The organism is Asticcacaulis sp. P2_B1 (genome assembly GCF_056404915.1).
This window is the reverse complement of the sequence record NZ_JBFUDD010000008.1, coordinates 44,920-71,341: the sequence shown is the minus strand read 5'-3', so window position 1 is coordinate 71,341 and position 26,422 is coordinate 44,920. Positions and strand designations below refer to the sequence as shown.

Here is a 26,422-nt window from a genome sequence, read left to right as displayed (position 1 = left end):
TTTTCAAGGATCAGACCAGCTTAAGCGCGACTTGGCAAGTGCTGTCGTTTAGGAGGGCCGAAACCCGAACTTAATAGGCTTCCTGCTCGTACAGCTTGCGGATATCGCCCTGCCAAACGCCGTTGTACTTCTCAAGCAAACGATCGGCCGGGGTCATACCGCTATCGGCGATCTCAAACAGTTCGCCCAAATAGCCGCTTTCGTCGATCATGCCACCCGACAGGCGATTGCGGTTCTTCAGCCCCATCCTGGCGATGTTCAAAACATCCATCGCCCAATCCTTGACCGGGCGGCCGGCGATATCGCCCTTCAAACCCGTCCTCGCTGCCATGCCGCGCAAGGCGTTGTGATCGGCCGTCGTCCAGCCCTTGACCAGCTCCCACGCGGCCTCCAACGCGCTTTGATCATAAAGCAAGCCCGCCCACAGCGCCGGCAAGGCGCACAAGCGGCTCCACGGACCAGCATCGGCACCGCGCATTTCGAGATACTTCTTCAGGCGCACTTCCGGAAACAGCGTCGTCAGGTGGTCGGCCCAGTCGTCCATGGTCGGATAATGACCGGGATAGGCTGCCAGGTTACCCTTCATATAGTCCTTGAAGTCCTGGCCCGAGGCATCAATATAGCCGTCGCGGTGAACGAAATACATAGGTACATCAAGGGCATAACGGGCATACCGTTCAAAACCGAAACCGTCTTCGAAAACGAAATCGAGCATCCCAGTGCGGTCCGGATCGGTATCGGTCCACACATTGGCGCGGGCCGACAAAAAGCCGTTCGGCTTGCCTTCGGTGAATGGCGAATTGGCGAACAGCGCTGTCGCGATCGGCTGTAGCGCCAGCGAGACGCGGAACTTCAGCACCATGTCGGCTTCGGATTCGTAATCGAGATTGGCCTGGACCGTACAGGTCCGCAGCATCATGTCGAGACCAAGCTTGCCCTTTTTCGGCATGTAGGACCGCATAATGTTGTAGCGGCCCTTCGGCATGACCGGGGTCTCGTCACGCGTCCATAGTGGTGAAAAACCGACGCCAAGGAAACCCAGCCCCAGCTCCGACGCTACCGTCTTGACCTCTTCCAGGTGCTGCCCAGTCTCTTCGCAGATGTCGTGGATGGTCTCCAGCGGTGCGCCCGACAGCTCGAACTGCCCGCCGGGTTCGAGAGTCACCGAGGCGCCATTGCGCAACAGGGCAATCAGCTTGCCATTTTCTTCGTAGGGCTTCCAACCGAAGCGCTGCATCCCAGTCAGCATGGCTTCGATGCCGTCGGGCCCCTCATAGGTCGGGCGGCGCAGACTATCGAGGTGGAAGGCGAACTTCTCGTGCTCGGCGCCGATACGCCATTTCTCGCGCGGCTTGTTGCCGGACTCGAAATAGCTGACCAGTTCCGGGAACGAGCGGACAGGTTCTGCTTCCAAATTATACGCCATACGCCCTGCCCTTTAGCCCATTGATGGATTGCCGGTGCTATATGGGCCGCCGCAATGTCTCTGACAAGGCTGTCACGGGAAATTTAGCGCCAGTCGCCGCAGGCCGCCTGATAGAGCGTCAAGGCCGAGATCGCCGCGGTATCGGCGCGCAGGATACGCGGTCCGAGGTTGACCGGTATAGTGAGGGCCAGGGTACGTAATGCACGGCGTTCTTCATCGTCGAAGCCGCCCTCGGGTCCGATCAAAATGGCGGCCTGACCGGCGAAGTCTTTCAAAGCTTCGAGAACCGGCTTGGTACGCCGCGCCGCACCTTCATGGGTCGATTCCTCGTCGGCGAAAATCAGGGTCTCGGCGCCATGCTCGCCAAGCCATTTGTCCAGTTTTACAGGTGGTAGAACCTGAGGTACATCAAGCCTTTCCGTCTGCTCGGCGGCTTCGCGTGCAATCGCATTCAGCCGCTCGACGTTTGTATGACTGCTGTTGGAACGGTGCGATATAACCAATTGGATGCTTGCGGCACCGAGCTCCGTCGCCTTCTCGATAATGGTCTCCAGCGCCGCGCGCTTGACCAGGGCGATGACCAACACCGGCCCCTGCCCCAAAATCTGCGCGCGCGTTTGGGCGACGAGTTCCAGCTTCACCGTCTTCTTGCCAGCCTCGACGATACGGGCCGTCCATTCGCCGTCGCGACCGTTGAACAGCGCGACCTCATCACCCACGGTTTGGCGCATGACCGAGGTCAGGTAGCGCCCCTGGTCAACATTGAGCGTAACCATAAGGCCTTCGGCAAACGGTGGGGTCGGTTCTGCGATATAGAGACGGATCATGGTCGCGGTGTACCTCCGAATGATCGTCAAGCCAAGTCCCGCTTGACTTAGCCCCCTGAGTCAGGCTGATTTTACCCCAGACCTGAGGGGCCCGACATGAAATCGCACGACACGCCGGAAAAAATCTACGACCTCGAACGGCTGATCTTCTTCTCCGACGGCGTCTTCGCTATCGCCATTACGCTCCTGGTAATTGAAATGCGACCGCCGGAAAGCTGGGACGGCTCCCTGATCGATCTCGTCAAGGAATTGCAACAGCATATCCTCTATTACGCCATTAGTTTCACCGCTATCGGCGCCTTCTGGATGTCGCATCGCCTGGTGTTTCGCTACGTGCAAAAATTCAGCGAACCGGCGTCCTGGCTCAATCTCCTCTTTCTCATGTTGATCGGTTTGATGCCGCTGGCGACCGCCGTGCTGCAGAAAGGCGTCGGCGGAACCCAGGCCCATCTGTCGTCGATTGAAATCTATGTCGGATTGATCGTCGCCCTGTCGCTCGTCATCGGCCTGCTATGGGCCTATGTCGCGGTGATCGGCAAGTTGATCGATCCGCGCGTCACCACACGTTTTCGCTGGATCACGCTACTGCGCCTGGCCGTTTTCCCACCCGTCATGTGCGTGGCGTCGCTGTGGTTCGGCATGCATTTCGGCCTGGCGCCGGCCGTTATCTTTGTCGCGATTTGCGCCTTTATTTCCGGGACCCTTCATTCCAGCCCCTTTGGTAAAGAGCCGGAAGCCGAGACACCCGCGGTCTGATCAATGTTGAATTTGCGCCATCGCGAAGCACAACGGAAAAGAGATCAGCAGCACCAGTCCGGCGCAGATGAGAAAGGCCTGGGGCACGCCCTTCAATGCGGCGTTATTGGCGCCCATGACGGCGGAGATAATGGCCGTCACGGCGCCAAGGGCCAGGTTGGCGCCGACATGTACTACCGTCAGCATGGCCCAGACCAGGGCGATATAGCCGCCCTGATTGCCCATGGGCGCCAGGTAGATGGCAGCGATGATCAGCAGGTTAAGCGCGGCAATCACGCGAAAAGGCGTAGCCTTCATCTTATACTCTCCATCAGTTTTTGTTCGACCGCGGCGTCGCGGTAGAAAAGGTTCATGGTGTCGAAGGGAATGATGCGTCCGTCCTTGTGGACGATATGGACGCAGGTCTTCTTGACGCCGCGGACATCGAAATCGTGGGCGTCGTAAAACTTCATGACGATGACACGGAACAGGTTCGAATAGGTCAAGCCTTGCGCCTCGACCTGCGGTAAACAGCACATGATGTCGGCGATTTGCTCAGTGCAGTCCTGGGGCGAATTGCCGGTGCTGAAAAGCTTGATCAGCTTGTCGTGAACCTCGGGCATGGTCTCGAAATTGACCGTGTTGCGCGACGTCGCCAGCAGTTCCTCCGGTGAAAAATAGCGCGTCAACGGCACGATCTCGTCACCCAGTTTCAAGGCATAGCCCATCATGATGGCGTCCGGATGACACGGCACCGGCACCAGATCCTCGGGTACGAAGATATCGCTCTGATCAAGTATGGATTGGCGCACCTCCGACAAGGTGATGCGGTCGGTGGCCGGGTCGAAATGTTCCAGCCGCCCGGCCATCTGGGTCGGCTGGAAGGTGACGCCACGAACACATTTTTGCGTCCGCGCGAAGGCCAGGATGGCGCCGATCTCGTGGTCGTTCAAGCCCTTTTGCAGGGTAACGACCAGGGTGGTCGAAATATTGAAATGGTTGAGATGCTCCAGGGCCTGGGTGCGCGTGGCACGGAGGTCCTCGCCGCGCAGCGAGATCAGCGCCTCAGCCTCAAACGAGTCGAATTGCAGATAGACCTCGACGCCCGGCATGTAGCTGCTCAGCCGTTCGGCAAAGGCGAAATCCTTGGCGATGCGTATGCCATTGGTATTGATCATCAGATGGCGGATCGGACGCGCCTTGGCCATATCCATGACAGCAAAAAAATCGGGATGCAGGGTCGGCTCCCCGCCCGACAATTGCACAACGTCGGGCTCGCCTTCCGACGCCACGACAATGTCGAGCATCTTTTCAATTTCGCCAAGCGTGCGATGGCGGCCGTGACTGGGGCTCGAAGAGGCATAACAGGTCGGGCAAGTCAGGTTGCAGCGATCGGTCAATTCAACGATGGACACGCAGGAATGTTGCTCGTGATCGCTGCACAGGCCGCAGTCATAGGGACAGCCGCGTTCGACCTTCATGCCGAACTTGCGCGGCATGTCGCCAGGCTTGTTGAAATCGCGCGTCTTTTTGTAATAGGCGATATCGGTAGAGATCAGGACCTTTTCCTTGCCGTGTTCCGGGCAGGTTTTCAGCATATAGACGCGCTCATTCTGGAAGATGATCTTGGCTTCCAGCTTGCGATAACAGGTCGAGCAGATCGAATTGGTCAACTCGAAAAAGATATAGTCACGCGCCGCCATGTGGTCCCCATTTCCGCCGCACGAAGACCCAGCCATATGCGCAAATGCCCAGCAAGGCAGCGATTTGCAGGATGGAAAGACCGGCGCTGGATGAGTCCATAGCGTTATTTTGAACGATGTTCAATCCCGATAGCGCATAGGTCGTCACCGGCTTGATAAATTCGACACCAAAGCGCCAGGCGCAATAGGCCATGATGAATATCTTGAACAGGTCGCCGTCGCGGAGGGTGGCACGCCTGCGCACGACGGAAAGCGCTATGCCCAGCAGAGCGAGGAAGACGATTTCGTACAACGGCGTCGGGTGACGAATAACGCCGTCGCCAGCGTCGTAACCCATAAAAAAACTTGTCGACTTACCCCAGGTGCCGTCCGACACCCCGGTCAGCAGGCAGCCGACCCGGCCGATCATAATGGCGACCAGCAGCGGAAAGACATAGAGGTCACCGGTCGAGCGCGTAATGCCCGTGACCTTCTTGGCGATTTCGACACCAATAATGCCGCCAAGCAACCCACCCAGGATGGTCTTGGCCGCCATGGCGTAGATGAAATTGGTGCGCGCCAGGGCCCACAGTTCCGGATGTTCGGCAAATCCCAACAGCTTGGAGCCCAGGGCCGCGCCGACAATGCCGCCGGCCAGGGCCGTCAGCCGCGTCTCGTCGCTTAGGGCATCCTTCTGCTGCTTGCGCAGGAACAGGTAGAGCCGGAATCCAATGGTATAGGCCAGAGTCTCCATGACCAGATGCGCCGGCAGGGCGAGACCGAAGACATGGAAGACGACCGGAAAGGTCACAGTTGCTGCGTCACAAAAAGGACTCCCCTGCCCGGCTCAACCAAACAGGGGTAACGCAGCCCGGACGGCCTGTAAACTACCTGCCGATACTACCGGCCAGAAGGGCGTTCTGGTGAGTCGAAACAAAGTTCGGCGCAGCCAAAATTGTTAGCTGTCGAGCATGTGGGGCCGCCTAGGCGAAGCGACGTGTACTTCAGTACATGAGAGAACGCGCGCAGACAGAAGATGATTTGCAAACCTCCAGAACGCGCCGACCGTTATTTCTTCTCAGCGATGATATCGCTCATCAAGTCCGGCGTGCCATCGATGCGCACCAGGCTCGGATAGCGCGGCCCGCCGTGATAATCGATCTTGACCGTCTTATAACGGTCGCCGGATTTGATCAACAATTCGATCGGATCGGTATTGCCGGCCTTGGCGTCGGCCTTCAGCACCTCTTTCAGATTGTCTGGATCGAAAGCGATACCATTGACCGCGATGATCTGCTGGCCGATCGTCAAGCCGGCCTTATAGGCCAGGCTGTCCCACTGGACATTGTTGATCTTGCTCTCCTTGTTGACGGCCAGGCCCAGGCTATAGGTGAAATCGCTGTATTTATACTCACCTTCGCGGGCCTTAAAAAAGTCCGACGGCGTATCGGTATAGACCAGCTTGTAACCGGCCCGGGTCAAACCGTCGAACGGCGGCTTTTGACCGTGATCGTGCAGCCGCGTATTGAGGAAGGTCGCCCAGTCATAGGGATAGACGCTGTTCAGGGTCGCGACGACATCGTCGAAACTGTAGGTATTGGTGTCCCAATCGCCATCATGCACGCCGAAAAACGCCTTGGCGAAGTCATCGAGCGATTTCTTGCCCTTGGTATTTGCGCGGATCAGGGTGTCAGCATCGAGCCAGATCAGCAGGCCCTGGTCGTAGTATTCTTCCGAGGCCTGCCAGTTGGGCCAGGATTGACGGGCGCGTTGCGCGATGATCGGATCATTGGTCGTGTCGGCCATGTCGCGCCATTGCCGCGCCGCCAGATTGTCGTAATAGGCGGCGAATTGCGCCATTTGCCCCATATACTGATCCTTGCTGTAAAGGCCCGAGCGCGCCGACAAGACATTGCCCCAATATTCCGTCTGGCCCTCATAGACCCACAACAGGCTGTCGCGCATCGGCACCTGGTAATCGGGAGTCCACAGGTCGTTGGGCCGGCGGTACTTGCCGTTCCATGAGTGGGTGAATTCATGGGCCAACAAGTCGCGGCCGATAAATTTTTCCTTCCAGTTGGTGAAATATTCGGTGTCGACACTGTTTTCGCTACTGCGATGGTGTTCCAATCCGATGCCGCCGAGATTATCGGTGGCTGCGACCAGGAAGTCATAGTGATCGTAATGATGGGCGCCGAAAAGTTTATAAGCCTGCTGGACCAGCTTCTGGTGGATTTTCAGCACATCGTCCGGCACCTCCAGGGCGGATGCCTTGTCGGCGACAATATCCGCATGGACGGGGACGGCGGCGCCCGGGTCGAGGTCCAGGCGTTTGAAATAGCGGCCGGCGAAAACAGGTGAGTCGATCAGAGTTTCGTAGGTCGTCGGCTTGTAGGTGACGACATTGTCGGCCGATGTAGTGTCGACATCCATGCCGCTGCCCTGTTGCCAGCCAGCAGGGAGCTTCAATGAGACTACCACCGGGATTTGGCTGACATAGTAGCCGGCGGGATAGATCGAGGCGAAGTCCCACTGGATATTCATCATGTCGGGTGTGATGACGACGCGACCGATATCGCCGCTGACCGGCGCCAGATATTGGAAGTCGGCGGTGATTTCGGTGACGCCAGCCGGCACGGTGATATGGAAGGCATTGACCGCGACCGGATCGCGCATCCAGGCGATAGCCTGGCCGTTGCCGGTAAAGGTGAAGCCCGACATCTTGGAGACCTCGCCATCGGGTTGGTGATCGCCCGGCAACCACTTGGGCACCAGCAATGTCAGGTCGCCAGCGGTGACGGGGATGGTTTCATGAATGCGTACGATGCGGCGATCGATATCGGTGGCGTCGACAGCGACGTGCAAGGTGCCGTTATAGGCGACATCCTGCGGCGCCGCGATCGCCGGCGTCATCGCAGCACCTTGCGGCGCCGCATGGGCGGTGAATGCAGTCAGGGCAGCGAACGAGACGCCGGCGACCAGAGCCGATTTGAGCATGAAAAACCCCTCAGAGTGATATTTGGTAACACTCAAAGCCAGTTTCCGCCGCGGGTCAACGGCAAAGCGGTTTCTTAAGCAACTGTTGGGATTAAGCTTTTGTAATCTCGGAAACGTCCTTTGGCGCCATTCGGAGTAGCCTGGGCGGTTTATTGCCGAAACCGACACTCCGAATGAATGGACCGCCTTTCATATATGGTATTTTAATACCGCCAAAATCCGCCGGACGGCGCGCTGAACTTACCCTTGAAACACGAGCGCTATTCAAGGGCAAATCCATTCGGAGTGCGGGTTTTCCGTGAAAATCCCCACATCTACTCCGAATGCGCACCAGATCCTCTCGACCCCAAGTAAAAACGGCGCCGGTTCAAAAACCGGCGCCGTATCAGCTATTTCTTTTCGGCCAGGATATCGTCGAGATAGGCCGGCGCGCCAGCAATCGGCTGCAACACCGGATAACGCAGGCCGCCGTGGTAATCGATCTTAACCGTCTTGTAATTGTCATCGCTCTTGACCAGCAATTCGATCGGATCGCTGCCCGTCTTGGCGGCGGTAATGTCAGCCTTCAGCAGGTCCATGTCGAACGCCTTGCCATTGACCGCGATAAGGGTCGCGCCCGGCGCCAGTCCGGCCTTGAACGCCGGACCGTTCCACAACACGGATGAGATGGTGTTGTCCTTGGAGCTGACCGACAAGCCGATCGAATAGCTGAGATTGCTGACCTTGCGCAAACCCTCCTGGGCTTTCCAATAGTCGCTCGGCGTCTCGACATAGGCCAGCTTGTAGCCGCCGCGGGTAAAGCCATCGAGCGGCGCACCGCCATTATCGGCCTCGCCATGACCATCCAGACGCGTACGCAGGAAGGTCTTCCAGTCGTAAGCGTAGACGCTGTTCAGCGTGTTGATGACGTCGTCGAAATTATAGGTATTGACGCCCCAGTCGCCATTGTTGACACCGAAGAAGGCCTTGGCGAAATTGTCGAGCGACTTGGTATTATTGGTCTTCTGACGGATCAAGGTGTCGGCGTCCAGCCAGATCAGCAGGCCCTCATTGTAATAGTCTTCGCTGCGTTCGAACGACGTCCAGTTCTGCGGCCAACGCTGGGCGATGATCGGGTCATTGGTGGTGTCCTGGAGGGCACGCCAAGACCGCCCGGGTAGGTTGTCATAGGACGCCGCGGTCATGGCCAGGACCTGCAAGGCCTGATCCTTGCTGTAAAGGCCCGAACGGCCCGACAGCATGATGCCCCAATATTGCGTCTGGCCTTCATAGACCCACAACAGGCTGTCGCGCATCGGCACCTGGAAATTGGGCGTCCACAGATCGGCGCCGCGGCGATACTTGCCGTTCCACGAATGGGTAAATTCGTGCGCCAGCAGGTCGCGGCCGACGAAGGCGTTCTTCCAGTCGGTCAGGTATTTCTTCGCCACGCCGTCTTCCGACGAGCGATGGTGCTCCAGGCCGTTGCCGCCGAGGATGTCGGATTCTGACACCAGGAAGTCGTAATGGTTATAGTGATGAGCACCGAAGAGCTTGTAGGCCTGCTGAACCAGCTTGCGGTGGACGGCGATGACATCGTCAGGCGCATTGAGCAATTCCGGGCTGTCGGCGACCACATTCATGCGCACCGGCGCCTCGGCGCCGGGGTCGAGATCGAACGACTTGAAATAGCGCCCGGCATAGATCGGCGAGTCGATCAGGGTGTCATAATCGGTGACCTTGAAATGGACGGTATCGCCATCCCTGACGTCGGTCTCCAGTCCCGTACCGAGCCCCCAGCCGGCCGGCAGTATGACATTGGCCTGTATCGGAATACGCAACGCATAATAGCCGGCGGGATAGAGGGACGTAGAGTTCCATTGCAGGTTCAGCATGTCCTGGGTGATCACGGTCCGGCCTGCCGGCATCGTCGTGGCGGACAGGTACTGGAAATCGACATCGACCGAGGTCACACCGGCGGGGACATTGATATGGAAACCGTAGACATCGACCGGATCGCGCGTCCAGCCGATATTCTGGCCATTGGCCGTAACCGTCAGGCCGGCCAGCTTGGTCAGTTCCTTGCCTGGCGAATGGTGGCCGGGCAGCCACTCGGGCAACATGAGGACGAGATCGCCCGCCTGGGCCACCGGCACCGTCTCATGAACCTTGAAGATGCGGTGATCGAGGTCGGTGGCGTCGACCGTCAACTTTATGGTGCCTGGATAGGCGACATCCTGGGGCGCGGCAATGGCCGGCGGCATGGGCGCGGATTGCGGGGTCGCGGATTGCGGCGAGTCCGTCTGGGCGGACGCGCCGGACGCGATCAGGCCGACAATAAGGGCTCCGGCGCTGACGAAAGCCAAGGCGTTTGATTTCATAAACTTGATCCCACTGAATAAGCTACCCCGAAGAGGCGTAAACCAAGCGCAGATCGTTACGTTTGTAAAGACAAAGGCGGCAACATTACCGATCGGTAATCTAGTCGTCGCCAGCAGACATTGGCGCGTACCCTCTAATCCGTGAAACAGTAAGCTCGCGTAACCACGCCATTTTTGACCTCGAGTTCCAGAAAGCTGGATGCGAGAACAATGATGCCATCTTGATCGCCCAACAAATACTCATAGTCGCTATCAGCTGACTTCCGTGTCCACGACGGCTGGCCGAGAAGGTTGTCGACCTCGACAGTCGTCATGCCGACTGGCGAATGGTGTTTGAGCAGATCCCGCACCATGGTCCGCCGGACGCCCGATCGCTCGGCTTGAACCTGCCGCCACGCAACCGGATCGAAGGGCGCGGCGTTCCAATACGGTTTCATGCCCGAAAACGAGGTATGGCTGATGACCAAAACCAGCCCCGCCACAGCCATAAGACTGGGCAGGGTAATTTTCAGGAAGGCCTTATGACTGGGTAATTTCACCACCGCGCGGCCACTCATTCCGGCAAAGGAATGAACTCGACTTCGTCACCCGGCACTTTCGGGAAATGACCGTTCTTCCAGTCGGCCTTGGCCTGTTCGATGCGCTCGGGCCGCGACGACACGAAATTCCAATAGATATAACGTTCGCTCAGGGCCTCGCCGCCGATAATGACGAAGTGGACGTCATGACCCAGGGCCTTGAGTTCGACCTGGGCGCCCGGCGTCAGCACCGCCATCTCATAGGCATGAACCGTGAGCCCCGCGACCGAAAGTTCGCCGGCGCAGACATAGACGGCGCGCTGATCGGCGCTGGACGGCGCATCAATGGCCGCATCGCCCGTCAACCGGCCCTCGACATAGAGCGTATCGGCATAGGTCTTGACCGGTGAGGTCAGCCCGAACGCCTGGCCCATCATGACGCGAACGGCGACACCGTCGTCATTGTGGGCAGGAATATCCGACGACGCATAATGAAAGAAGGCCGGATCCATCTCCTCGTCGGCTTCAGGCAGGGCCAGCCATAGCTGCAAACCGTCAAGATGACGTGTCTGTGCCCTGGCGCTCTCCTCCTCACGTTCGGAATGAACAATCCCCTTCCCCGCCACCATCAGGTTGATATCGCCCGGCTGGATGACCGAGCGCGTCCCCAACGAGTCCTGGTGCAGGATGACGCCGTCGAACAGATAGGTCACGGTCGCGAGATTAATATGCGGATGCGGCCGCACATTGATGCCGACCCCAGGAGCGAAATCAGCCGGCCCCATATGGTCGAAGAATATCCACGGTCCGACCATGCGGTGCTTGGCGAACGGCAGGACGCGGCGGACATTGAATCCGCCCAGATCCTTTTCCCGCGCCGGGATGACCATATCGATACCGTCCGGCAGAAGGGTTGCTACAGTGTCCATGATAAAATCCTTCCGGTTAGCGGCGGCGGTGCCGACGATGTTTCTTGCCCTTCTTAACAGGGGGTGTCGTCTTGGTCTGCATTTCCGGCGGCGCCAGGACGGTATAGGGCGTCGGGCCGACGGGGGTAGCCTCTGGCTGCGGGGCGACCGCTACGGCCTCGGCCCTTTTCAGCAGTTCGACATTGGCCTGCACAGGTAAGTCGAGCTTGGCGTTATTGTCGTGTAGAACGGCCTTGATGGTATAAACACCCGGCATATCCTGGGCTTCGAACTGCATCAGGACGACCTTGTTGCGATTGTCGAAGACCCCGGTCTCGTTGCCCAATTGGCCATGCAGGGCGTCCAGGCCCTTATAATCGCTGTCGCCATAGATCTTACCGTCGGGCGCGATGACCTGCAAATCGTAGCTGACATTGGCCTGATTGTAATAATCCGGCTTCATGCCGATAAAGACCAGCTTGATGGCCAGGACCGCACCCGGCTCGGCCTTGGCGACGCGATCGAGCTGACGTGTGCTGCCCGACGGCTTGTCGAATTCGATCAGTTCCCTTTGCGGAATGACGATCAACATACCGGAAAAGGCGCCGTTGTGATCGGGAAAGCCGGTCTTAGGGTCGTAATCGGTCGTTGTCGGTGCATTCGGCACCATGATCGGCGGCTTGACGTCAGTCGGCGCCCCCGTCGTGGTGGTTTCGGCCGAAACGGCCGATGCCAGCAAGATGACACTCAACCCCGCCCACAAACCATACCGCATAGCCGCATCCTTATCCGAAGACGCAACTATGTCACGGGTTCGCGGCCCGAACAAGGCTTGAGCCGGCGTTTAGAGCCCCAGTTCGCTCAAGCCCGGATGATCGTCCGGACGGCGGCTGCCGCCATCCTCGCCACGTAGCCAGCGGAACTTGCGTTCGTCTTCGCGGATCGCCAGATCGTTGATGCTGGCATGACGCAACGCCATCAAACCTTCGGAGTCGAACTGCCAGTTTTCATTGCCATAGCTGCGAAACCACCGGCCGGCAGCGTCATGCCATTCATAGGCAAAGCGCACGGCGATCCGGTTGCCGTCAAAGGCCCAGACCTCCTTGATCAGGCGGTAATCGTCTTCAGCCTGCCATTTGCGCGTGAGGAAGGCCTCGATCTCCGACCGGCCCGTGATGAATTCCGAGCGATTGCGCCAGGCACTGTCGGGCGTATAGGCCAGGGCGACGCGGGCCGGATTACGGCTGTTCCAGGCGTCTTCGGCCATGCGCGCCTTTTGCACAGCGGTCTCGGCGGTGAAGGGCGGAAAGGGCGGACGGCTCATGGCGATCTCCAACAAAATGGCCGGCGAATTGAAATGGCTAGCCCGGCTGCCAGCCTGAGACAATGGGCAAAAAAATCCCCCGCCTCTTAACAAAAGGAGGCAGGGGACAGGAGCGCACTAGGAGGAGGAGGTACGCGCAACTCTAACTGGCTGTATTGTCCGGCACGGCGCCCAATTCGCCGCTTTCGCGGGCCTTCTTGCCATAGACGGCTTCAAACAGAGGCGACGCCATGACCGTAGTGACGATGGCCATCAGAACCAGCATCGAGAACAGGGTTGGCCCGATGATGCCTTTTTGCAGACCGATATTGATGATGATCAATTCCATCAGCCCGCGGGAGTTCATCAGAGCGCCGATACCGAGCGCCGTACGGTTATCTTCACCGCAGAGGCGCGCAGCCCCCCAGCAGGCGACGCCCTTGGCGATGATCGAGGCGATCAGGATACCGCCGGCGATCAGCCACAAGGTCGGCGTATTGACCATGTCCATGCGGGTATTGAGGCCCGAATAGGTGAAGAACATCGGCAGCAGCACGACGACCGCAAACGGCTCGACCTTCTTCTTCAGTTCCTCGACGAACTTGCCGCGTGGCATGGCCGTACCCAGGATGAAGCCGCCAAAAATGGCGTGGATACCGACGGCGTCCATGATGAAGGCCGCACCACAGAAACAGATCATGGTGATGGCCATGATAGTGTACGTCATCTCGCCCTTTTCCTCGACCATACGGCCGAGCGGGGCCAACAGCTTGCGGCCGAAGAAGATGACGAAGAGAGCGAACGCAAGGCCGCCGACAATAGCGAGGACGGCAACGCCGGGGCCGCCGCCGAAGGTTGCCAGCACGACCGCCAGAACGCACCACGACACGGCATCGTCGACAGCACCGGCCGTCAGGGACAAGGTGCCGAGCGACGAATTGCTGAGGCCGCGTTCATGGATGATGCGCGCCAGCATCGGGAAGGCCGTTAAGGCGATACACGCCGCCAGGAACAGCGTTGCCTGGCCCACCGGCAGGCCGTCGGCGAACAGGCCCGGGACCTTGAGCAGAAAGGGCGTGATCAGGATGGCGATCAGAGCCGGCGCTGCGATGCCGGCCAGCGAGACCGCGAAGGCGCTCTTGCCGTTGGTCTTGAAATGGTCGCCGCGGAAGCCGGTGCCGACCATGAACATGTACAGACCGACGCCGAACTGGGCGCCGACATAAAGCACGTTCTTGGTCTCCTTGGGGAACAGCATGCCCTGGATTTCCGGGAAGAACAGGCCGAGAAGCGATGGCCCGAGGATAACGCCGGCGATCATTTCACCGACGACCTGAGGTTGGCCCAGCAGTTTTTGGCCCAGCCAGCCGACGATGCGGCAGGTGATGATGATGATGGCCAGTTGTAGAAAGAAGTGAACGCTGAAGTCGCCGGGTGCATAGGTCTTGGCGCCGGCAACGGCGGCCGTCGCCGCGGTAGCCGCCGGGCCGTGCGGCGACAGGATGTGCGCAACCGTATCGGTTATACTTTTCAGCACAGCCGGTGAGAAAATATCGGGTGTCATGGACGGGTTCCCTGGAGAGACGATTTTATTGAACTTTATGGTGTTGTCGTGGTCGGGCTGTATGCCTGCGATAAAGACATATGAGATTTTCAAGACCGTCAATCAAAAATATGTTCTCTTAAGTCATTTATTTTATTGATTTATTTATTGTGACCACCACAACACTATGTAGCAACATATGCACATTTAATACACGCCCCTTGCCGGCAAACGATCTTATCGTCACATCCACACATACGGTTCCGAAAGGCAAAAAAAATCCAGCTTCCGGGGTACGGGAAGCTGGATTTCAGGTGTTAAGGGGTCGAAGAAGACAGTCAAAAACGGGTGATAAATCAACGGGATCGGGAGGACTGACCCCGTGACGTCTGCCGCGGGCCTCGACTCGGGATCGGAAGGCACGACGGCGTCACGTGTCGTTAGCTAAGCCGATATTTTATCGCCGTCAAAGCGAAAAGACGAATTTCAAAGCCTTTATTTTATTGGATTATTTTTAGTTGCCAAACCATCACAGCGTAGTAATGTAGCAACATTATTTGCCTCACACATGTAGGTACATGGACGCGATATGAGTACGATCAGCAGCCGCGATTTCAACCAGGATGTCGGCAAGGCCAAGCGCGCCGCCCGAATCGAGCCGGTCTTCATCACCGACCGCGGCAGGCCGTCACACGTGCTGATGAGCTTCGAGGCCTTCCGCCAGATCACCGGCCAGACCCAGAGCATCGTCGATCTTCTGGCCATGACCGAACCGGTCGAGATAGAATTCGATGCCCAGCGCACAGGCGCCACCTGGGACCGTCGCGAGGAGTCCCTTTAGATGTACCTGCTCGACACCCACGTCATCAGTGAATTGCGCAAGGCACGCAATGGCAAGGCCGATCCCGGCGTCGTGACCTGGGCCGGCAGTATCGCCAGCCAGAACCTGTTCATGTCGGCCATATCCCTGCTTGAGCTGGAAAGCGGCGTGGCGGCGATGGAGCGCAAGGACCGCATCCAGGCAGCCGGCGTACGTACCTGGCTCGACGACCAGGTCATGAAGGCCTTCGAAGGCCGCATCCTTAGCGTCGACGCCGCGGTGGCGAAAAAGCGTGCGACCCTGCCTTTTACGGATCCGCGCCACGACCGCGACGCCCTGATGGCCGCGACGGCCCTGGTCCATGGCCTGACCCTGACGACGCGCAATCCTGCCGCCTACAAGTCCTGCCGGGTGAAGGTGTTCAATCCGTGGGGCTATGAGCCCGAAGCCGAAGAAGACAATGCCGATTGGCAACAGGTCGCCAAGGCCGGCCCGCTGTGGCTGAAAAACCTGTTCCTGCGCTTCTAAATCAGACGATCCAGCTCAGCAGATGCGGGTCGGTGGCGCTCATATTGAGCACCGTCACCGTATTGCCATCACCGGCGTCGATCACCACGTCCGTGCCCAATTGCGTCACCGTCATGGTGAAGCCCTGAGCGACGGTGATATCGATGCGGTCGCCGTCACGGCCGTTGAAGTCGGTAATGGTGTCGTTCCCGCTATCCACGCCGAACATGAAGATATCCGCGCCCAGACCGCCCGTCAGGTTGTCGTCACCGGCGCCGCCGTCGATGCGGTTGGCGTGGTCATTGCCGACGATCGTATTGTCCAGGCCGTTACCGCGACCATTGCTCGCTTCGCCCGTCAGGATGAGGTTTTCGATATTATCGCTGAGGGTGTAGGAAACCGATGCATGGACGACGTCCGCCCCCTGCCCGGCATGTTCGAAGACGCGATCATGGCCGTTGTCGACATAATAGCTGTCGTCGCCCATGCCGCCGATCATGCGGTCGGCGCCAGCGCTGCCATCGATCGTGTCGTCGCCGCTGAAGCCGAAAAGGACATTGTCGCGACTGTTGCCATCAAGCACATTGCCGAGATGGTTGCCGCGCCCGGTGACAGCATCGCCGTTCAGGGTCAGGTTCTCGAGATTGGCGCCCAGGCTATAGTCGAGCGTGCTATAGACCGTGTCGGTGCCTTGACCGGCATAGTCGGACACCCAGTCGCCGGCATCGCCGACATAGAAAACATCATCGCCGATACCGCCGATCATATGGTCCGCGCCCAGGCCGCCGTTCAGGATATCATCGCCACCGCTGCCATAGAGCGTATTGGCGCCAGTATTGCCGGTAATGGTGTTGTCTGACGCGTTACCGCTGCCGAAGGTAGCGCCTTCGCCCCTCAGCGTCAGATATTCAACATTGGCCGACATATGCCAGGTCGACCAGGCTTCGACGCTGTCGCTGCCTTCGCCGGCCTTTTCCGTAACGACATCGTCAAAACGGTCGACGATGTAGGTGTCATTGCCACCATGGCCGATCATGGTGTCCTGCCCGAAGCCACCATCGATACGGTTATCGCCGGAATTACCGCCGATGACATTGCGCAGGCTGTTGCCGGTGGCGTCAACATTTTCATGGCCGGTCAAGCTAAGGCGCTCGACATTGTTGCCCAGAGTATAGCTGACACTTGAAATAACGGTATCGTAACCGGCGCTGGCGCCCTCGATAACGATATCGCCGATATTGTCGACATGAAAGGTATCGCCACCGGTGCCGCCGTCCATGGTGTCGGCCCCCGCCTTGCCGTCCAGGACGTCATCACCGCCCAGGCCCGACAACATGTCGTCGCCGTCGCCGCCGTTCAGCGTATTGGCGCCGTCATCACCGGTGAGTTCCACTGGCACCGGCGCTCCAGCCGCTACCGGACCGTGCGAAACTAAGTGTTTGGACATCTCAAAACCCCTCGACCTGTGCGTTCAACCCTTGGTGCGAAGCTTATCAGGACGCGTGCTTCGTGACAATCTTGCAATAGGGTAAATAGCTACGCGTAGAACAGATTTCCTGCGAGGTCGCTGGCACCTCGTCCGGGAGTCAAAGAAACAGGCAGGCTCCCGCGGGAACCTGCCTGCCGAGTGTTCGAAAACTGGATCAGCTACCAGATCATGTGAGCGGCCACATCGCCGATCGTGGCGTGCGACACGGTGATGATATTGGTGCCGCCCAAATTGATGACCGTATCTGCGCCGACCTGGGTCAGGTAGGCCGAATGCGTCGTGCCGTGGGTATAGGCGTTGACATTGATCGTGTCGTTCTGCGCCGCCGAGAAGTCGGTGATCGTGTCCATCCCACTGGCGCTGCTGAACATAAAGGTATCGGCCCCGCCATGGCCTGTCAGGGTGTCGGCGCCAAAACCACCGTTCAAAATATTGGCAGCGTTGTTACCGCCGATGACATTGGCGAGGCTGTTGCCCGTGCCGTTGGCCACCGAGGTTCCGTTGATGGTCAGGTTTTCGACAAAGGTCCCGGCCAGGGTGAAGCTGACTGAGGCAATGACCAGGTCGGTACCTTGACCGGTCAGCTCCGTGACAACGTCACCGCTATTGTCGATGGTATAGGTGTCGTCGCCCAAGCCGCCGACCAGGGTATCGGCGCCGGAACCGCCATTCAGGGCATTATTGCCGCTGTTGCCGGTGATCACATTGGCCTGGCTGTTGCCGGTTCCGTTGAGATTGTCGCTGCCGGTCAGGGTCAGGTTTTCGACGAATTGCCCGGCCAGGCTGTAGGTCACCGAGGCGAAGACGCGATCCGTGCCGTTGCCGGTCGATTCCACGGTCGTGTCGGCCGAGTTGTCGACATAGAAGGTGTCATCGCCCGCGCCGCCGGTCATGGCATCGGCCCCCGTCCCGCCGTCCAGCGTGTCATTACCGCCGGCGCCGTTCAGGCTGTCGATGCCGTCCCCACCGTTCAACACGTTGTTACCGGCATTGCCGATAATGGTGTTGTTGCCGGTATTACCTGTACCGCTGATATTGTTGACGCCAGCCAGGGTCAGGTTTTCCAAGGCCGCGGAAAGCGTGAACGACTGGGTCGATTGCACCGTATCCGAACCTTCGCCAACATTTTCGACAATCGTATCGGACAGATTGTCGACGAAATAGGTGTCGTTGCCGATCCCGCCCGTCATGACGTCCGCTCCGCTGCCGCCGTCGAGAATGTCATTGCCGGCGCCCCCGACGAGGGTGTCGATACCGGCGCCGCCCGTCAGAACGTTGTTGCCGCTATTGCCCGTCAGCGTATTGTTCAGGCTGTTGCCCGTGGCCGTCAAATCACCGGAACCGGTCAGGGTCAGGTTTTCGACGAACTGTCCGCTGAGATCGAAGCTGAGCGACGAAATGATCGTGTCCGCGCCCTCCCCGGTCAATTCGAACACCTTGTCGCCAGCATCGTTGACATAGAAGGTGTCGTCATTGGCGCCGCCGTACATCAAGTCATTGCCGCCACCGCCATTGATGGTGTCGTTACCCGTGCCACCGCGGATCGTATCGATACCGGTCGAACCGAACAGGATGTCGTTGCCGGCATTGCCGTTCAGCGTATTATTGTCATTGGTCAGCGAACCGACGCCGAAGTCGAGACCGTCGGAATTGGCGCTGGCATCGGCGGAGATGAAGTCGTCGCCGCCGGTGCCGGACAGGATATCGTTGAAATCGCTGCCGAGGATCTTGATGACCCCGTCCGGCCCGACATTGGCGACGACCTGGGTGCTGGCGTCGAAGGTGACGCCGCTATAGGCCGTGCGCAGGTTGAACTCGTCGAAATTGCCGTTCAAAATGTTGCCGGTAACGTGCGACATGTCGAGCGGCAGACCGGCCGCGATAGCCGTGCCGTTATTGTTCAGATAGTTGCCACTGACCGTGTCGCTGGCGCTGAGGCCGGCGAAGCCGAGACCCGAACGGTTGCCGGCGACGGTATTGTTGGTCACCGTCAAGGTGGTGGCATCGGTTTCCGTTTGCATGGCGCGAGCCCAGGACGCGCCACCAAAGCTTCCCGAACCGCCGCCGTCGATCAGGTTGTGATCGACCACGACATTACCGTTCGCTGCGGTGCCGACATAGACGGCGACATCACCCCACGGCGCGGCGCCGAAACTGGCATTGCCGCCGGCGGAATGGATGACGCTGTTCTTCACGGTCACATTGGCCGTGCCGGTGATATCGACACCGTCCTGCTTGGTAGAGTTATCCGAGCCGTTCAGGATGTAGACGCCGTCGATCACCACATTGCCGGCATTGGCCGTAACCGTGATGGTGCCGTTGATGGTGCTTTCGGCCCCACGCGGCGAAGAGCCGTCCATGCCATGGTTAGCGCCGAGGATAGTCACCGCCTTGTCGACGGTGACATTACCGCTGACCGTACCGTCAGCCAGGATGATGGTGTCGCCAGCGGACGCCGCATTGATGGCGTCCTGCAGGGTCGCGAAGCCGTCGGCCCCGACCAGGAGGAAGGTGTGGCCGGCGCCGTCCGTGACCTTTTCGACGTTCTTGAAGGCATCGGCACCGGTAACCGTCCAGGTCGAGGCAAGGCTGTCGAAATCGAAGTCGGCAACACTCAGGCTGCCGCCCAGGCGGGCCGTGTCGATACCCGCGCCGCCGTCGAGGCTATCCGTTCCGGCGCCGCCATCCAGGGTGTCGTTGCCGTCACCGCCCGACAGGTTGTTCGCGCCGCTATTGCCGGCGATCGTGTTATCCAGCGCATTGCCGGTCACATCGACATTGGCGCCTTGACCCGCGGCATAGTCGTCCAGGGTTACAGTGTGCACGCCGCCGGCGATCGCCGATCCGTCGGTGTGCATGCTTGCCAGGGTCAGATTGAGGTCAGCCGAATTGGCCGTCGCCGCGACATGCAGGTTGTCGACCATAATGTCGGACGCCATGGCGCCGGATCCGCTCTGCACGACCAGGGTGTCGCCAGTGTGGATGTAGTCGCGTTCGCCGCCGAAGACATTGTCACCCGTATTGTCGAGCGCCAGGTTCATGGTGTCGATCGTGTTGGTGACGGCGAAGCTGTGATAGTCGCCATTGCCGTCATTGCGTAGCGCAGTGTCGAGCGCGCCACCCGAGGTCAGGGCATAGGCGTAGGTCGTGCCGGCATCACCATTGGCCGCCAGGAAGGCCGCAACCTGAGCCGCGGACGGCAGGTTGGCCTCGCTGTTATCGCTACCGCGCAACAGGAAGGGTGTCGAATTGTCGCCCAGCGTATTGCCGGTCATGGTCGGCGTCTGGGTCGATTCCAGCAGCCAGCCGACGCCGGTGACATTGCCGTTCAACGCCACAGTGTCGTAGCGGCCGAGGCCGTCGTCGTCAAAGTGGCCCTCGAACGTGTTGTTGGTGATCAGTTCCGAAGTGCTGACCGTGCCCGACGTACCGGCGCCCGGACCATTGGCGACGATAATGCCCTCATTGAGGATGTTGTGATCCAGGGTGAAAGCGGTGATGTCGTCATTGGTTTCCGTGCCGTTGTCGTTGAAATAGACGGCGGCCGGATAGTTGTAGTCGCCGCCCGGCGTATAGACGTCGATGAAGTTGTGGGTGATCGTGGCGTTATCGCCCCACACTTCCAGCAACTTGTTGTCGGTGGCGTCGCCGGCTTCAAGATGCAGCCCGTTCAGCGTGGTATTGTCGCCATCCGTGCCGATCCAGAAGTTGGCACCGAAATTGGTCTGAGCGCCAGAAATGATGGTCGGGCCGTGATCCTTGGCTTCCTGGGCCGAGGTCACCGCATTGCCGGTATCGCCATTGAAGCCCTGAATGGTCAGGCCTGCCTTGTTGATATAGAGGCCGGCCGGACCGCCGGGGGCCGCGGCCGTCTCGGTATAGATGCCGCCGGCAACCAGGATGGTATCGCCTGCCGCCGCAGCATCGATGGCGGCCTGGACACTGCTAAAGCCGCCGGCGCCGACCAGGAAGAAGTTGTGGCCGTTGCCGTCGCTGACCTTTTCAACGCCGGTCAGGGTGTCCGTGCCTTCGCCGGTGACGGTCCACTGCCCGCCAACGACCTGGAAGGACGAGATGGTCAGGGTACCGTCAATGGTGGCGACATCGCTGCCGGCGCCGCCGCTGATGAAGTCGTCACCAGCCGCACCGTGGATGGTGTCGTTGCCGGCGCTGCCTTCGAGATCGTCGTGCTGGTCGCTGCCCGTCAGGTTGAGCGCCAGGCTGCCTGCATCGGGATAGTATTCGACACCGCCGGAATATTGATCGGTCGTGTCGATGTGGCTGAATGTGTTGCCGGAGACCTCGACCGCCACCGGCCCCATATGGCCGCTGACGTCGATACCGTCGTCGACCCAGGAAATATCATTGCCGGTGACATGGCCGCCGCTGTTGGCCGTTCCGAAGTCCATAATGGCGACACCGATAACGCGCCCGTCGTGCGAGGTGTCGGTGTTGGAGCCGACAATAGTGTTGCCCGTGATATCGAGATTGGTATTGCCATAGGCCAGGACGCCGGTGGCATAGGTGCCGTCGCCGCCGACGCTGCCCATGTGATCAATCGTATTGCCGTCGATCGTACCGGTCGAATTGAGGACCTGGATGCCGTTCTGGCTGATGGCCTGGGTGCCGCCGCCGCTGACATGGACGCCGGTGACGTCGAGATCGGTGTTGTTGAACACCGTACCGTTCTTTTGGAAGTCGCTGATCGAACCGCCATGCATGTAGAAGGCCATTTGCGAGCTGTTGTCCGCCTGGACACCAACGCCGCGTTGCGTGCCGGACATGGCATCGTCGCCGTCCGGCGTCGTGCCGACATAGGCGTCGCGGATGCCTGTAACGTCGACATCGGTCAGGCCGCCCGAAGCATTGCCATAATAGACGCCGAGGAAGTTGGCATTGCTGCCGTCGACACTGTTGCCGGCGCCGTTGCCATCGACCGTGATGTCATGAAGGGTGACATTGCTACCGTTGAGGACCGTCACCACACCGTTGATGGCGCGCCCCGAAGTCGATGTCGCCGTCTGGTGGACGTCGGCGGGCGCCTTGATCGTCACATCGGCGCCATCGGCCGCCATGATGGTCAGGTCGGACAGACCATTGACCACGACCTGCTCGGTATAGGTGCCGGACTGGATCAGGATGGTATCACCGCTTTGGGCGGCATTGACCGCATCCTGGATGGTGGCGAAGCCGTCACCATTTGGGTCGACCAGCAGGATATGGCCGGCAGTACTGCCCTGAACGACTTCGACATGCGACAGGCTGTCTGAACCATCAGCATGGCCATCGACTGTATAGACGTGTGTGCCGGCATCATAGCTGATGTCGGTTACACTCATCGCTGTGCTGAAGTGAGCGGTATCGACGCCACCGCCGCCGATCAGGCCGTCCGTACCGGTACCGCCCGTCAGACTGTCATTGCCGGTCGAACCCAGCAGGATATCGTTACCGCCGGCGCCGCTCAGCGTGTTGGCGTCGTTGGTCGCCGTGCCGACGCCGAAGGTCAGGCCGTCGGCGTTGCCGTTGCTGGCATCGCCGGCGATATAGTCGTCGCCACCGGTGCCGGTCAGGGTGTCACCGAAGTCGCTGCCGAGAATCTGGACGCTGCCGCCGGTATTGGTGTGGGTGTTGGTCGAGGCGTTGAAGGTGACACCGCTGGTCGCCGACCGCAGATTATATTCCGTGGCGACATTATCGAGCGTGTTGTGATCAACGCGACCGAGGGAAAGGCCGTAGCTAAAAGCGAAGCCCGTGCCGGCGTGGCTAATGGAATTACGTTCGATAACGTCATGCGAATTGACGCCCTGGGCGCCAATCGCCGTCCGCGCCGAAGTGATCGTGTTGTTGAGGATCAGCAGGGTTGTGGCGTCCGACTGGGCAAAGATCGCGCGGTTCCATGCAGCGCCGCTAAAATCATTCGTGCTGGCGCCATCGATCAGGTTGTTCTCTATGGTCATATGGCCCGTGGCGCCGCTGCCCATGAAAATCCCGACATCGCCCCAGCTGCCGGCATTGGCTCCATTCGGGTTATCGGAATGGATGATCGAATGTTCGACACGCACATCCGCGGCGCCGGTAATATTGATGCCATATTGTTGGGTGGCGGCATTGGAGGTGTTTTCAATGCGCACGCCATCGATAATCACCGTACCCGACGCGGCCGTGACATTGACCTGACCGATGATGTTGCTTTCAGCATTGCGATCGTCGGTGCCGCCAAAGCCGGCATTGGCGCCAACCAGGTTGATCGCCTTGTTGATGGTGACGTCGCCGTTGTAATCACCGGCATCGAGGACAATCGTGTCGCCCGCCGCCGCGGCCGCGATGGCAGCTTGCAGATCGCCGTTAAAGTCGCTGACATAGATGGTAGCCATGTGTAACTTCCCTGCTTATTGCCTGCCGTTTTGGCAGACCTGTTATTGTCGAAACGGGGAAGATCGAAGTGACGACCGGAATGACAGCCGAAACGCTGCTCCCCCCGGAGAAACGTTAGGTCAGACAGACAAGATGGTGCCGCCAAAGGCAGCTCATCTGTCATAAATATTTCATTAACATTTTATTAACACCTGGGGATAAACTCTTCACGCGCCCAATATGTCAAGCAATATATCTCGTGAGGCGAGAATTAACTGAGAATTGCAAGTTGAATGTACTTATTCTTAGGCCGTTTTTGGCCGCAAAAAATCATCACGTCCAAATATTTGGACGCAATATACTAAACATTATCTTGCATAATACCTGAAAATTGGCACGCGATCGCACACGCCATCAACGCAAGGACGCTGCCATTAAGAATTCCGCCCATCTTCAGGGATAGTGTATCTTCAAGGACATTCTGTCTCCGGGCTTATCGACGCCCCCACGGCGCCCGTTAACCTATCATTAACTTTTGATAACAATGTTCGCATGCCCAGGTTTTGGTATCGTTTGCAGATTGAACGCCGTTCGTCAAATCTGCCCACGAGACGGTGGAAACCTTGTCCTCCCAGGTCGCTGAATCGCGCTCAGGCTTCAAAAAAGCCTTGCAGACGGAACAGGCCCGACTGCCCCTTCGACTGGGTTTTATCGAGAATCTGCTTGATCTAGCCGCGCACCGTGTGCAGCGAAACACCCCGATCGGCGGCAATCGTCTTTGCCGTCTTGCCCAACAGCAACTGGAGCGTAATTTCGGCTTCCGCCACGGTCAGGCCGTAGAGACGGCCGAGGCGTAACGCCCCGGTCCCCGGGCCATCCGTTATGCCCGGCCGCACAATATAGACGGCTGTCTTGAGACGACCGCTGGCGAGGTAGGGATTACCGGGTTCCGCGCCGATTGGGACGACTATAAGCAGAACGGGCGCTGCGGAAGGCGGGCGTACGACGATCTCGATCACCGGGCGCTGAGTGCGCCGCTCCGTTTGTGAGAAGGTCAAGAGAGCCGCGTCGAGCGTCGCCTGGGCTCGCTTGTCCGTAAAACGCAGGCGCTCGTCCACTATCTGAATGCCGATATCTAGGGCTGCAACAGCTTTCGCCGCGACATTGGCGAATACCAGCCTGTCGTCTTCGCTGAAGACCAGGCATCCCATCGCCATGGCATTCAAGGCCTCCAGATGGCTGTTGGCGGTCATGCGTCCGCGCCCATCGCCGGCCGCCTTTAACACCCGGCCGAAAAAGGGTGTCAGGCGTTGTAATTGTTCCGCCGTCAACTCGGAGAAAGCCGGCAAGGCCGGCTGTCGCCGCAGAACAAGCGCCAGACGGCCGGTGTCGGACACCACGACGTGAATCCATCGGTGCGACGCATGGGAAGTGACGCCCAACTCCGCCTGGCGGCGGGCGTCCGCGATATCGCCGGGATCGCCATCGCCAGCCGAAAAAAAACCGTCTCCCGGCATATCCTGATGATAGACCAGTTCAAACCGGTCCTTGCCCAATCCCAAGGCAAGATAAACGGCGGCGTACTGGGCTTCGAAGGCGCGTAGCGTTTCCTTCAGGACGTCTGGCCAGTAGCGCGCATCCGCCCCTGCCATATAGAGCGTCTCGATCAGAGTCTCGTCGGAGAGGGCAAGATCGTCCATCATGACATCAAGTCGATGTCGAACAGCCGGCGCATAGCTTGCAGATCGCCCGCGCGCCGCAGATTGTTCTTGGTCAGGATCGAACGGACCTGGGTGCGGATCGTCAGAACCGACTTGTCATGCAACCGCGCGATCTCCTCGGGGGCCAGACCGGCCATCATATCGCGGGCGACCTGAGCTTCCTGATCGCTGAGACGCAGGATCGCCTTGAGGCGCCGGGTCTGACGTTCATCCGGCCCCAGTACGCTTTCGCGGAGGACATAAAGCGCGGCACACGCCGAGCGCTGGTCGTAGATGACGGCATTGCGCTCGCCGGCCGGCGTCACCAGAACAACCAGCTTGCCACCCAAATCGTCCGGAACCACGACCTCCGCTCCGGTACGTACGCCGAAAACGCCACGCGTCGCCATCGCGATGGCGCGTTGAAGTTCATCGTCGACACGCTTGGTCAACGACATGAACCGCCCGTTGGACAAGGAAATAGCGCTTCGCCCGGCCACAAAGTCGGCCATGGCTTCGTTGATTAGGACGGCATTGCCCTGCGCCCCTAACAGAGCACATGGCGTGGGAATATGGTCGAAGACCGCCGTGACATCGGAGGCCAGATTGTCTAGCTCCAGAAGTTTGAAACGTAGTCGCGTGGCGAAGCGGAGGTGATAGGCCAGTGCCTGAAAATTGGCGATCTGGTCCGGGTCAAAGGCTTCGTTGTCCCGCTTCTTCACCACGGACAGGACCGGCCACGCCTGCGCCGCCGGTTCGTGCAGGATCAACCCCAGGACATCGCCCATGCCCATCCGCTTTTGGTAATCGTGCCAAAATCCGTTGCCCTTCAGCGCGTCGAGAGAGCCGATAGCGCCGAAGCCATGGGCAATCTTTTGATAATTACCGCTCAACTTGGCCAGCATGGGCCCGCTGAAGGGATCACTCTGGCTATAGTGCTCAATGCCGTAGGCCATGTCCTCGGGACGGAAATTATGAAAGGCGTAAAGTTCGAAATCCTTGCCGCCGTTTACCTTCGGCGGCGACTGCAGAACCGCGCCCATCGAACCCGTTTCGTCGGAAACGCGCGCCATGATTTCGAGCCACAAGCTGGCGTCAAACGGCATGGCGTAAATCAGATCCAAGAATTGTTGGTCAACTATGCTCGATGTCAAGGCCGCCCCCGCCTGCCTTTTGTAAATATTAAAATCATCAATAAAAAAACACTATGCGACCACAATCCTTAGTCGCATACCTAATTTTTGGTAAATCAT

General features: G+C 59.0%; 19 protein-coding genes. 3 read left to right on the top strand and 16 right to left on the bottom strand.

Annotated features, from left to right (window positions below):
* Positions 1 to 70: 70 nt before the first annotated feature.
* On the bottom strand, positions 71 to 1,426 hold the full coding sequence (locus AC1DX3_RS16630; protein ID WP_476990440.1) for a glutamate--cysteine ligase: 1,356 nt from the start codon (positions 1,424 to 1,426) through the stop codon (positions 71 to 73).
* An 83-nt stretch (positions 1,427 to 1,509) separates the two neighbouring features.
* Positions 1,510 to 2,253 carry a 16S rRNA (uracil(1498)-N(3))-methyltransferase gene (locus tag AC1DX3_RS16625; RefSeq protein WP_476990439.1) on the bottom strand — a complete coding sequence of 248 codons (744 nt, stop codon included), beginning with the start codon at positions 2,251 to 2,253 and terminating at the stop codon, positions 1,510 to 1,512.
* A 96-nt stretch (positions 2,254 to 2,349) separates the two neighbouring features.
* On the opposite strand from AC1DX3_RS16625, the gene AC1DX3_RS16620 reads away from it, so the two are divergent.
* On the top strand, positions 2,350 to 3,009 hold the full coding sequence (locus tag AC1DX3_RS16620) for a TMEM175 family protein (protein WP_476990438.1): 660 nt from the start codon (positions 2,350 to 2,352) through the stop codon (positions 3,007 to 3,009).
* Here the strand turns inward: AC1DX3_RS16620 and AC1DX3_RS16615 are convergent, their stop codons facing one another.
* The 10 genes from AC1DX3_RS16615 to AC1DX3_RS16570 all read right to left on the bottom strand — a co-directional run bounded on the left by AC1DX3_RS16615 (position 3,010) and on the right by AC1DX3_RS16570 (position 14,320).
* Positions 3,010 to 3,306, bottom strand: a complete 297-nt coding sequence (locus AC1DX3_RS16615; protein ID WP_476990437.1) for a hypothetical protein — start codon at positions 3,304 to 3,306, stop codon at positions 3,010 to 3,012.
* Complete coding sequence (locus AC1DX3_RS16610) at positions 3,303 to 4,691, bottom strand: radical SAM protein (protein WP_476990436.1); 1,389 nt, start codon at positions 4,689 to 4,691, stop codon at positions 3,303 to 3,305. Before AC1DX3_RS16610 ends, AC1DX3_RS16615 begins: the two co-directional genes overlap by 4 nt.
* The gene (locus tag AC1DX3_RS16605; protein WP_476990435.1) at positions 4,678 to 5,481 is read right to left on the bottom strand and encodes a prolipoprotein diacylglyceryl transferase; all 804 of its coding nucleotides are present in this window, start codon (positions 5,479 to 5,481) and stop codon (positions 4,678 to 4,680) included. Before AC1DX3_RS16605 ends, AC1DX3_RS16610 begins: the two co-directional genes overlap by 14 nt.
* Positions 5,482 to 5,738: 257 nt before the next feature.
* Positions 5,739 to 7,667 carry a M61 family metallopeptidase gene (locus AC1DX3_RS16600; protein WP_476990434.1) on the bottom strand — a complete coding sequence of 643 codons (1,929 nt, stop codon included), beginning with the start codon at positions 7,665 to 7,667 and terminating at the stop codon, positions 5,739 to 5,741.
* A gap of 389 nt (positions 7,668 to 8,056) precedes the next feature.
* On the bottom strand, positions 8,057 to 10,027 hold the full coding sequence (locus AC1DX3_RS16595; RefSeq protein WP_476990433.1) for a M61 family metallopeptidase: 1,971 nt from the start codon (positions 10,025 to 10,027) through the stop codon (positions 8,057 to 8,059).
* A gap of 134 nt (positions 10,028 to 10,161) precedes the next feature.
* Positions 10,162 to 10,566 (bottom strand): hypothetical protein, encoded by a 405-nt coding sequence (locus AC1DX3_RS16590; RefSeq protein WP_476990432.1) that lies wholly within the window; start codon positions 10,564 to 10,566, stop codon positions 10,162 to 10,164.
* 14 nt (positions 10,567 to 10,580) lie between these two features.
* Positions 10,581 to 11,474: a pirin family protein gene (locus AC1DX3_RS16585; protein WP_476990431.1), complete on the bottom strand. Its 894-nt coding sequence runs from the start codon at positions 11,472 to 11,474 to the stop codon at positions 10,581 to 10,583.
* A gap of 16 nt (positions 11,475 to 11,490) precedes the next feature.
* Positions 11,491 to 12,228, bottom strand: coding sequence for a hypothetical protein (locus tag AC1DX3_RS16580; protein ID WP_476990430.1), 738 nt, complete (start codon positions 12,226 to 12,228; stop codon positions 11,491 to 11,493).
* A 69-nt stretch (positions 12,229 to 12,297) separates the two neighbouring features.
* Positions 12,298 to 12,777 (bottom strand): nuclear transport factor 2 family protein, encoded by a 480-nt coding sequence (locus AC1DX3_RS16575; RefSeq protein ID WP_476990429.1) that lies wholly within the window; start codon positions 12,775 to 12,777, stop codon positions 12,298 to 12,300.
* A gap of 142 nt (positions 12,778 to 12,919) precedes the next feature.
* Positions 12,920 to 14,320 (bottom strand): cation:proton antiporter, encoded by a 1,401-nt coding sequence (locus AC1DX3_RS16570; protein WP_476990428.1) that lies wholly within the window; start codon positions 14,318 to 14,320, stop codon positions 12,920 to 12,922.
* Between the two features lie 568 nt (positions 14,321 to 14,888).
* Between AC1DX3_RS16570 and AC1DX3_RS16565 the strand changes: the two genes are divergently transcribed.
* Positions 14,889 to 15,140, top strand: a complete 252-nt coding sequence (locus AC1DX3_RS16565) for a type II toxin-antitoxin system Phd/YefM family antitoxin (RefSeq protein ID WP_476990427.1) — start codon at positions 14,889 to 14,891, stop codon at positions 15,138 to 15,140.
* Positions 15,141 to 15,647, top strand: a complete 507-nt coding sequence (locus AC1DX3_RS16560) for a PIN domain-containing protein (protein WP_476990426.1) — start codon at positions 15,141 to 15,143, stop codon at positions 15,645 to 15,647.
* Between the two features lies 1 nt (position 15,648).
* Here the strand turns inward: AC1DX3_RS16560 and AC1DX3_RS16555 are convergent, their stop codons facing one another.
* The 4 genes from AC1DX3_RS16555 to AC1DX3_RS16540 all read right to left on the bottom strand — a co-directional run bounded on the left by AC1DX3_RS16555 (position 15,649) and on the right by AC1DX3_RS16540 (position 26,275).
* Positions 15,649 to 17,073, bottom strand: a complete 1,425-nt coding sequence (locus tag AC1DX3_RS16555) for a calcium-binding protein (protein ID WP_476990425.1) — start codon at positions 17,071 to 17,073, stop codon at positions 15,649 to 15,651.
* 200 nt (positions 17,074 to 17,273) lie between these two features.
* A complete protein-coding gene (locus tag AC1DX3_RS16550; protein ID WP_476990424.1) occupies positions 17,274 to 23,489 on the bottom strand; it encodes a hypothetical protein in 6,216 nt (2,071 codons plus the stop codon).
* A gap of 708 nt (positions 23,490 to 24,197) precedes the next feature.
* Positions 24,198 to 25,169, bottom strand: a complete 972-nt coding sequence (locus tag AC1DX3_RS16545; protein ID WP_476990423.1) for a helix-turn-helix transcriptional regulator — start codon at positions 25,167 to 25,169, stop codon at positions 24,198 to 24,200.
* On the bottom strand, positions 25,169 to 26,275 hold the full coding sequence (locus tag AC1DX3_RS16540; RefSeq protein ID WP_476990422.1) for a helix-turn-helix transcriptional regulator: 1,107 nt from the start codon (positions 26,273 to 26,275) through the stop codon (positions 25,169 to 25,171). The genes AC1DX3_RS16545 and AC1DX3_RS16540 overlap by 1 nt, the downstream gene beginning before the upstream one ends.
* Between the last annotated feature and the right edge of the window lie 147 nt (positions 26,276 to 26,422).

Bases quoted from the DNA above. Each gene is read 5' to 3' on its own strand.
- AC1DX3_RS16555 (WP_476990425.1), bottom strand. From the start codon at position 17,073: ATGTCCAAACACTTAGTTTCGCACGGTCCGGTAGCGGCTGGAGCGCCG.
- AC1DX3_RS16545 (WP_476990423.1), bottom strand. From the start codon at position 25,169: ATGGACGATCTTGCCCTCTCCGACGAGACTCTGATCGAGACGCTCTAT.
- AC1DX3_RS16585 (WP_476990431.1), bottom strand. From the start codon at position 11,474: ATGGACACTGTAGCAACCCTTCTGCCGGACGGTATCGATATGGTCATC.
- AC1DX3_RS16615 (WP_476990437.1), bottom strand. From the start codon at position 3,306: ATGAAGGCTACGCCTTTTCGCGTGATTGCCGCGCTTAACCTGCTGATC.
- AC1DX3_RS16550 (WP_476990424.1), bottom strand. From the start codon at position 23,489: ATGGCTACCATCTATGTCAGCGACTTTAACGGCGATCTGCAAGCTGCC.
- AC1DX3_RS16625 (WP_476990439.1), bottom strand. From the start codon at position 2,253: ATGATCCGTCTCTATATCGCAGAACCGACCCCACCGTTTGCCGAAGGC.
- AC1DX3_RS16540 (WP_476990422.1), bottom strand. From the start codon at position 26,275: ATGCCGTTTGACGCCAGCTTGTGGCTCGAAATCATGGCGCGCGTTTCC.
- AC1DX3_RS16610 (WP_476990436.1), bottom strand. From the start codon at position 4,691: ATGGCGGCGCGTGACTATATCTTTTTCGAGTTGACCAATTCGATCTGC.
- AC1DX3_RS16570 (WP_476990428.1), bottom strand. From the start codon at position 14,320: ATGACACCCGATATTTTCTCACCGGCTGTGCTGAAAAGTATAACCGAT.
- AC1DX3_RS16630 (WP_476990440.1), bottom strand. From the start codon at position 1,426: ATGGCGTATAATTTGGAAGCAGAACCTGTCCGCTCGTTCCCGGAACTG.
- AC1DX3_RS16620 (WP_476990438.1), top strand. From the start codon at position 2,350: ATGAAATCGCACGACACGCCGGAAAAAATCTACGACCTCGAACGGCTG.
- AC1DX3_RS16560 (WP_476990426.1), top strand. From the start codon at position 15,141: ATGTACCTGCTCGACACCCACGTCATCAGTGAATTGCGCAAGGCACGC.
- AC1DX3_RS16595 (WP_476990433.1), bottom strand. From the start codon at position 10,027: ATGAAATCAAACGCCTTGGCTTTCGTCAGCGCCGGAGCCCTTATTGTC.
- AC1DX3_RS16600 (WP_476990434.1), bottom strand. From the start codon at position 7,667: ATGCTCAAATCGGCTCTGGTCGCCGGCGTCTCGTTCGCTGCCCTGACT.
- AC1DX3_RS16565 (WP_476990427.1), top strand. From the start codon at position 14,889: ATGAGTACGATCAGCAGCCGCGATTTCAACCAGGATGTCGGCAAGGCC.
- AC1DX3_RS16580 (WP_476990430.1), bottom strand. From the start codon at position 12,228: ATGCGGTATGGTTTGTGGGCGGGGTTGAGTGTCATCTTGCTGGCATCG.
- AC1DX3_RS16575 (WP_476990429.1), bottom strand. From the start codon at position 12,777: ATGAGCCGTCCGCCCTTTCCGCCCTTCACCGCCGAGACCGCTGTGCAA.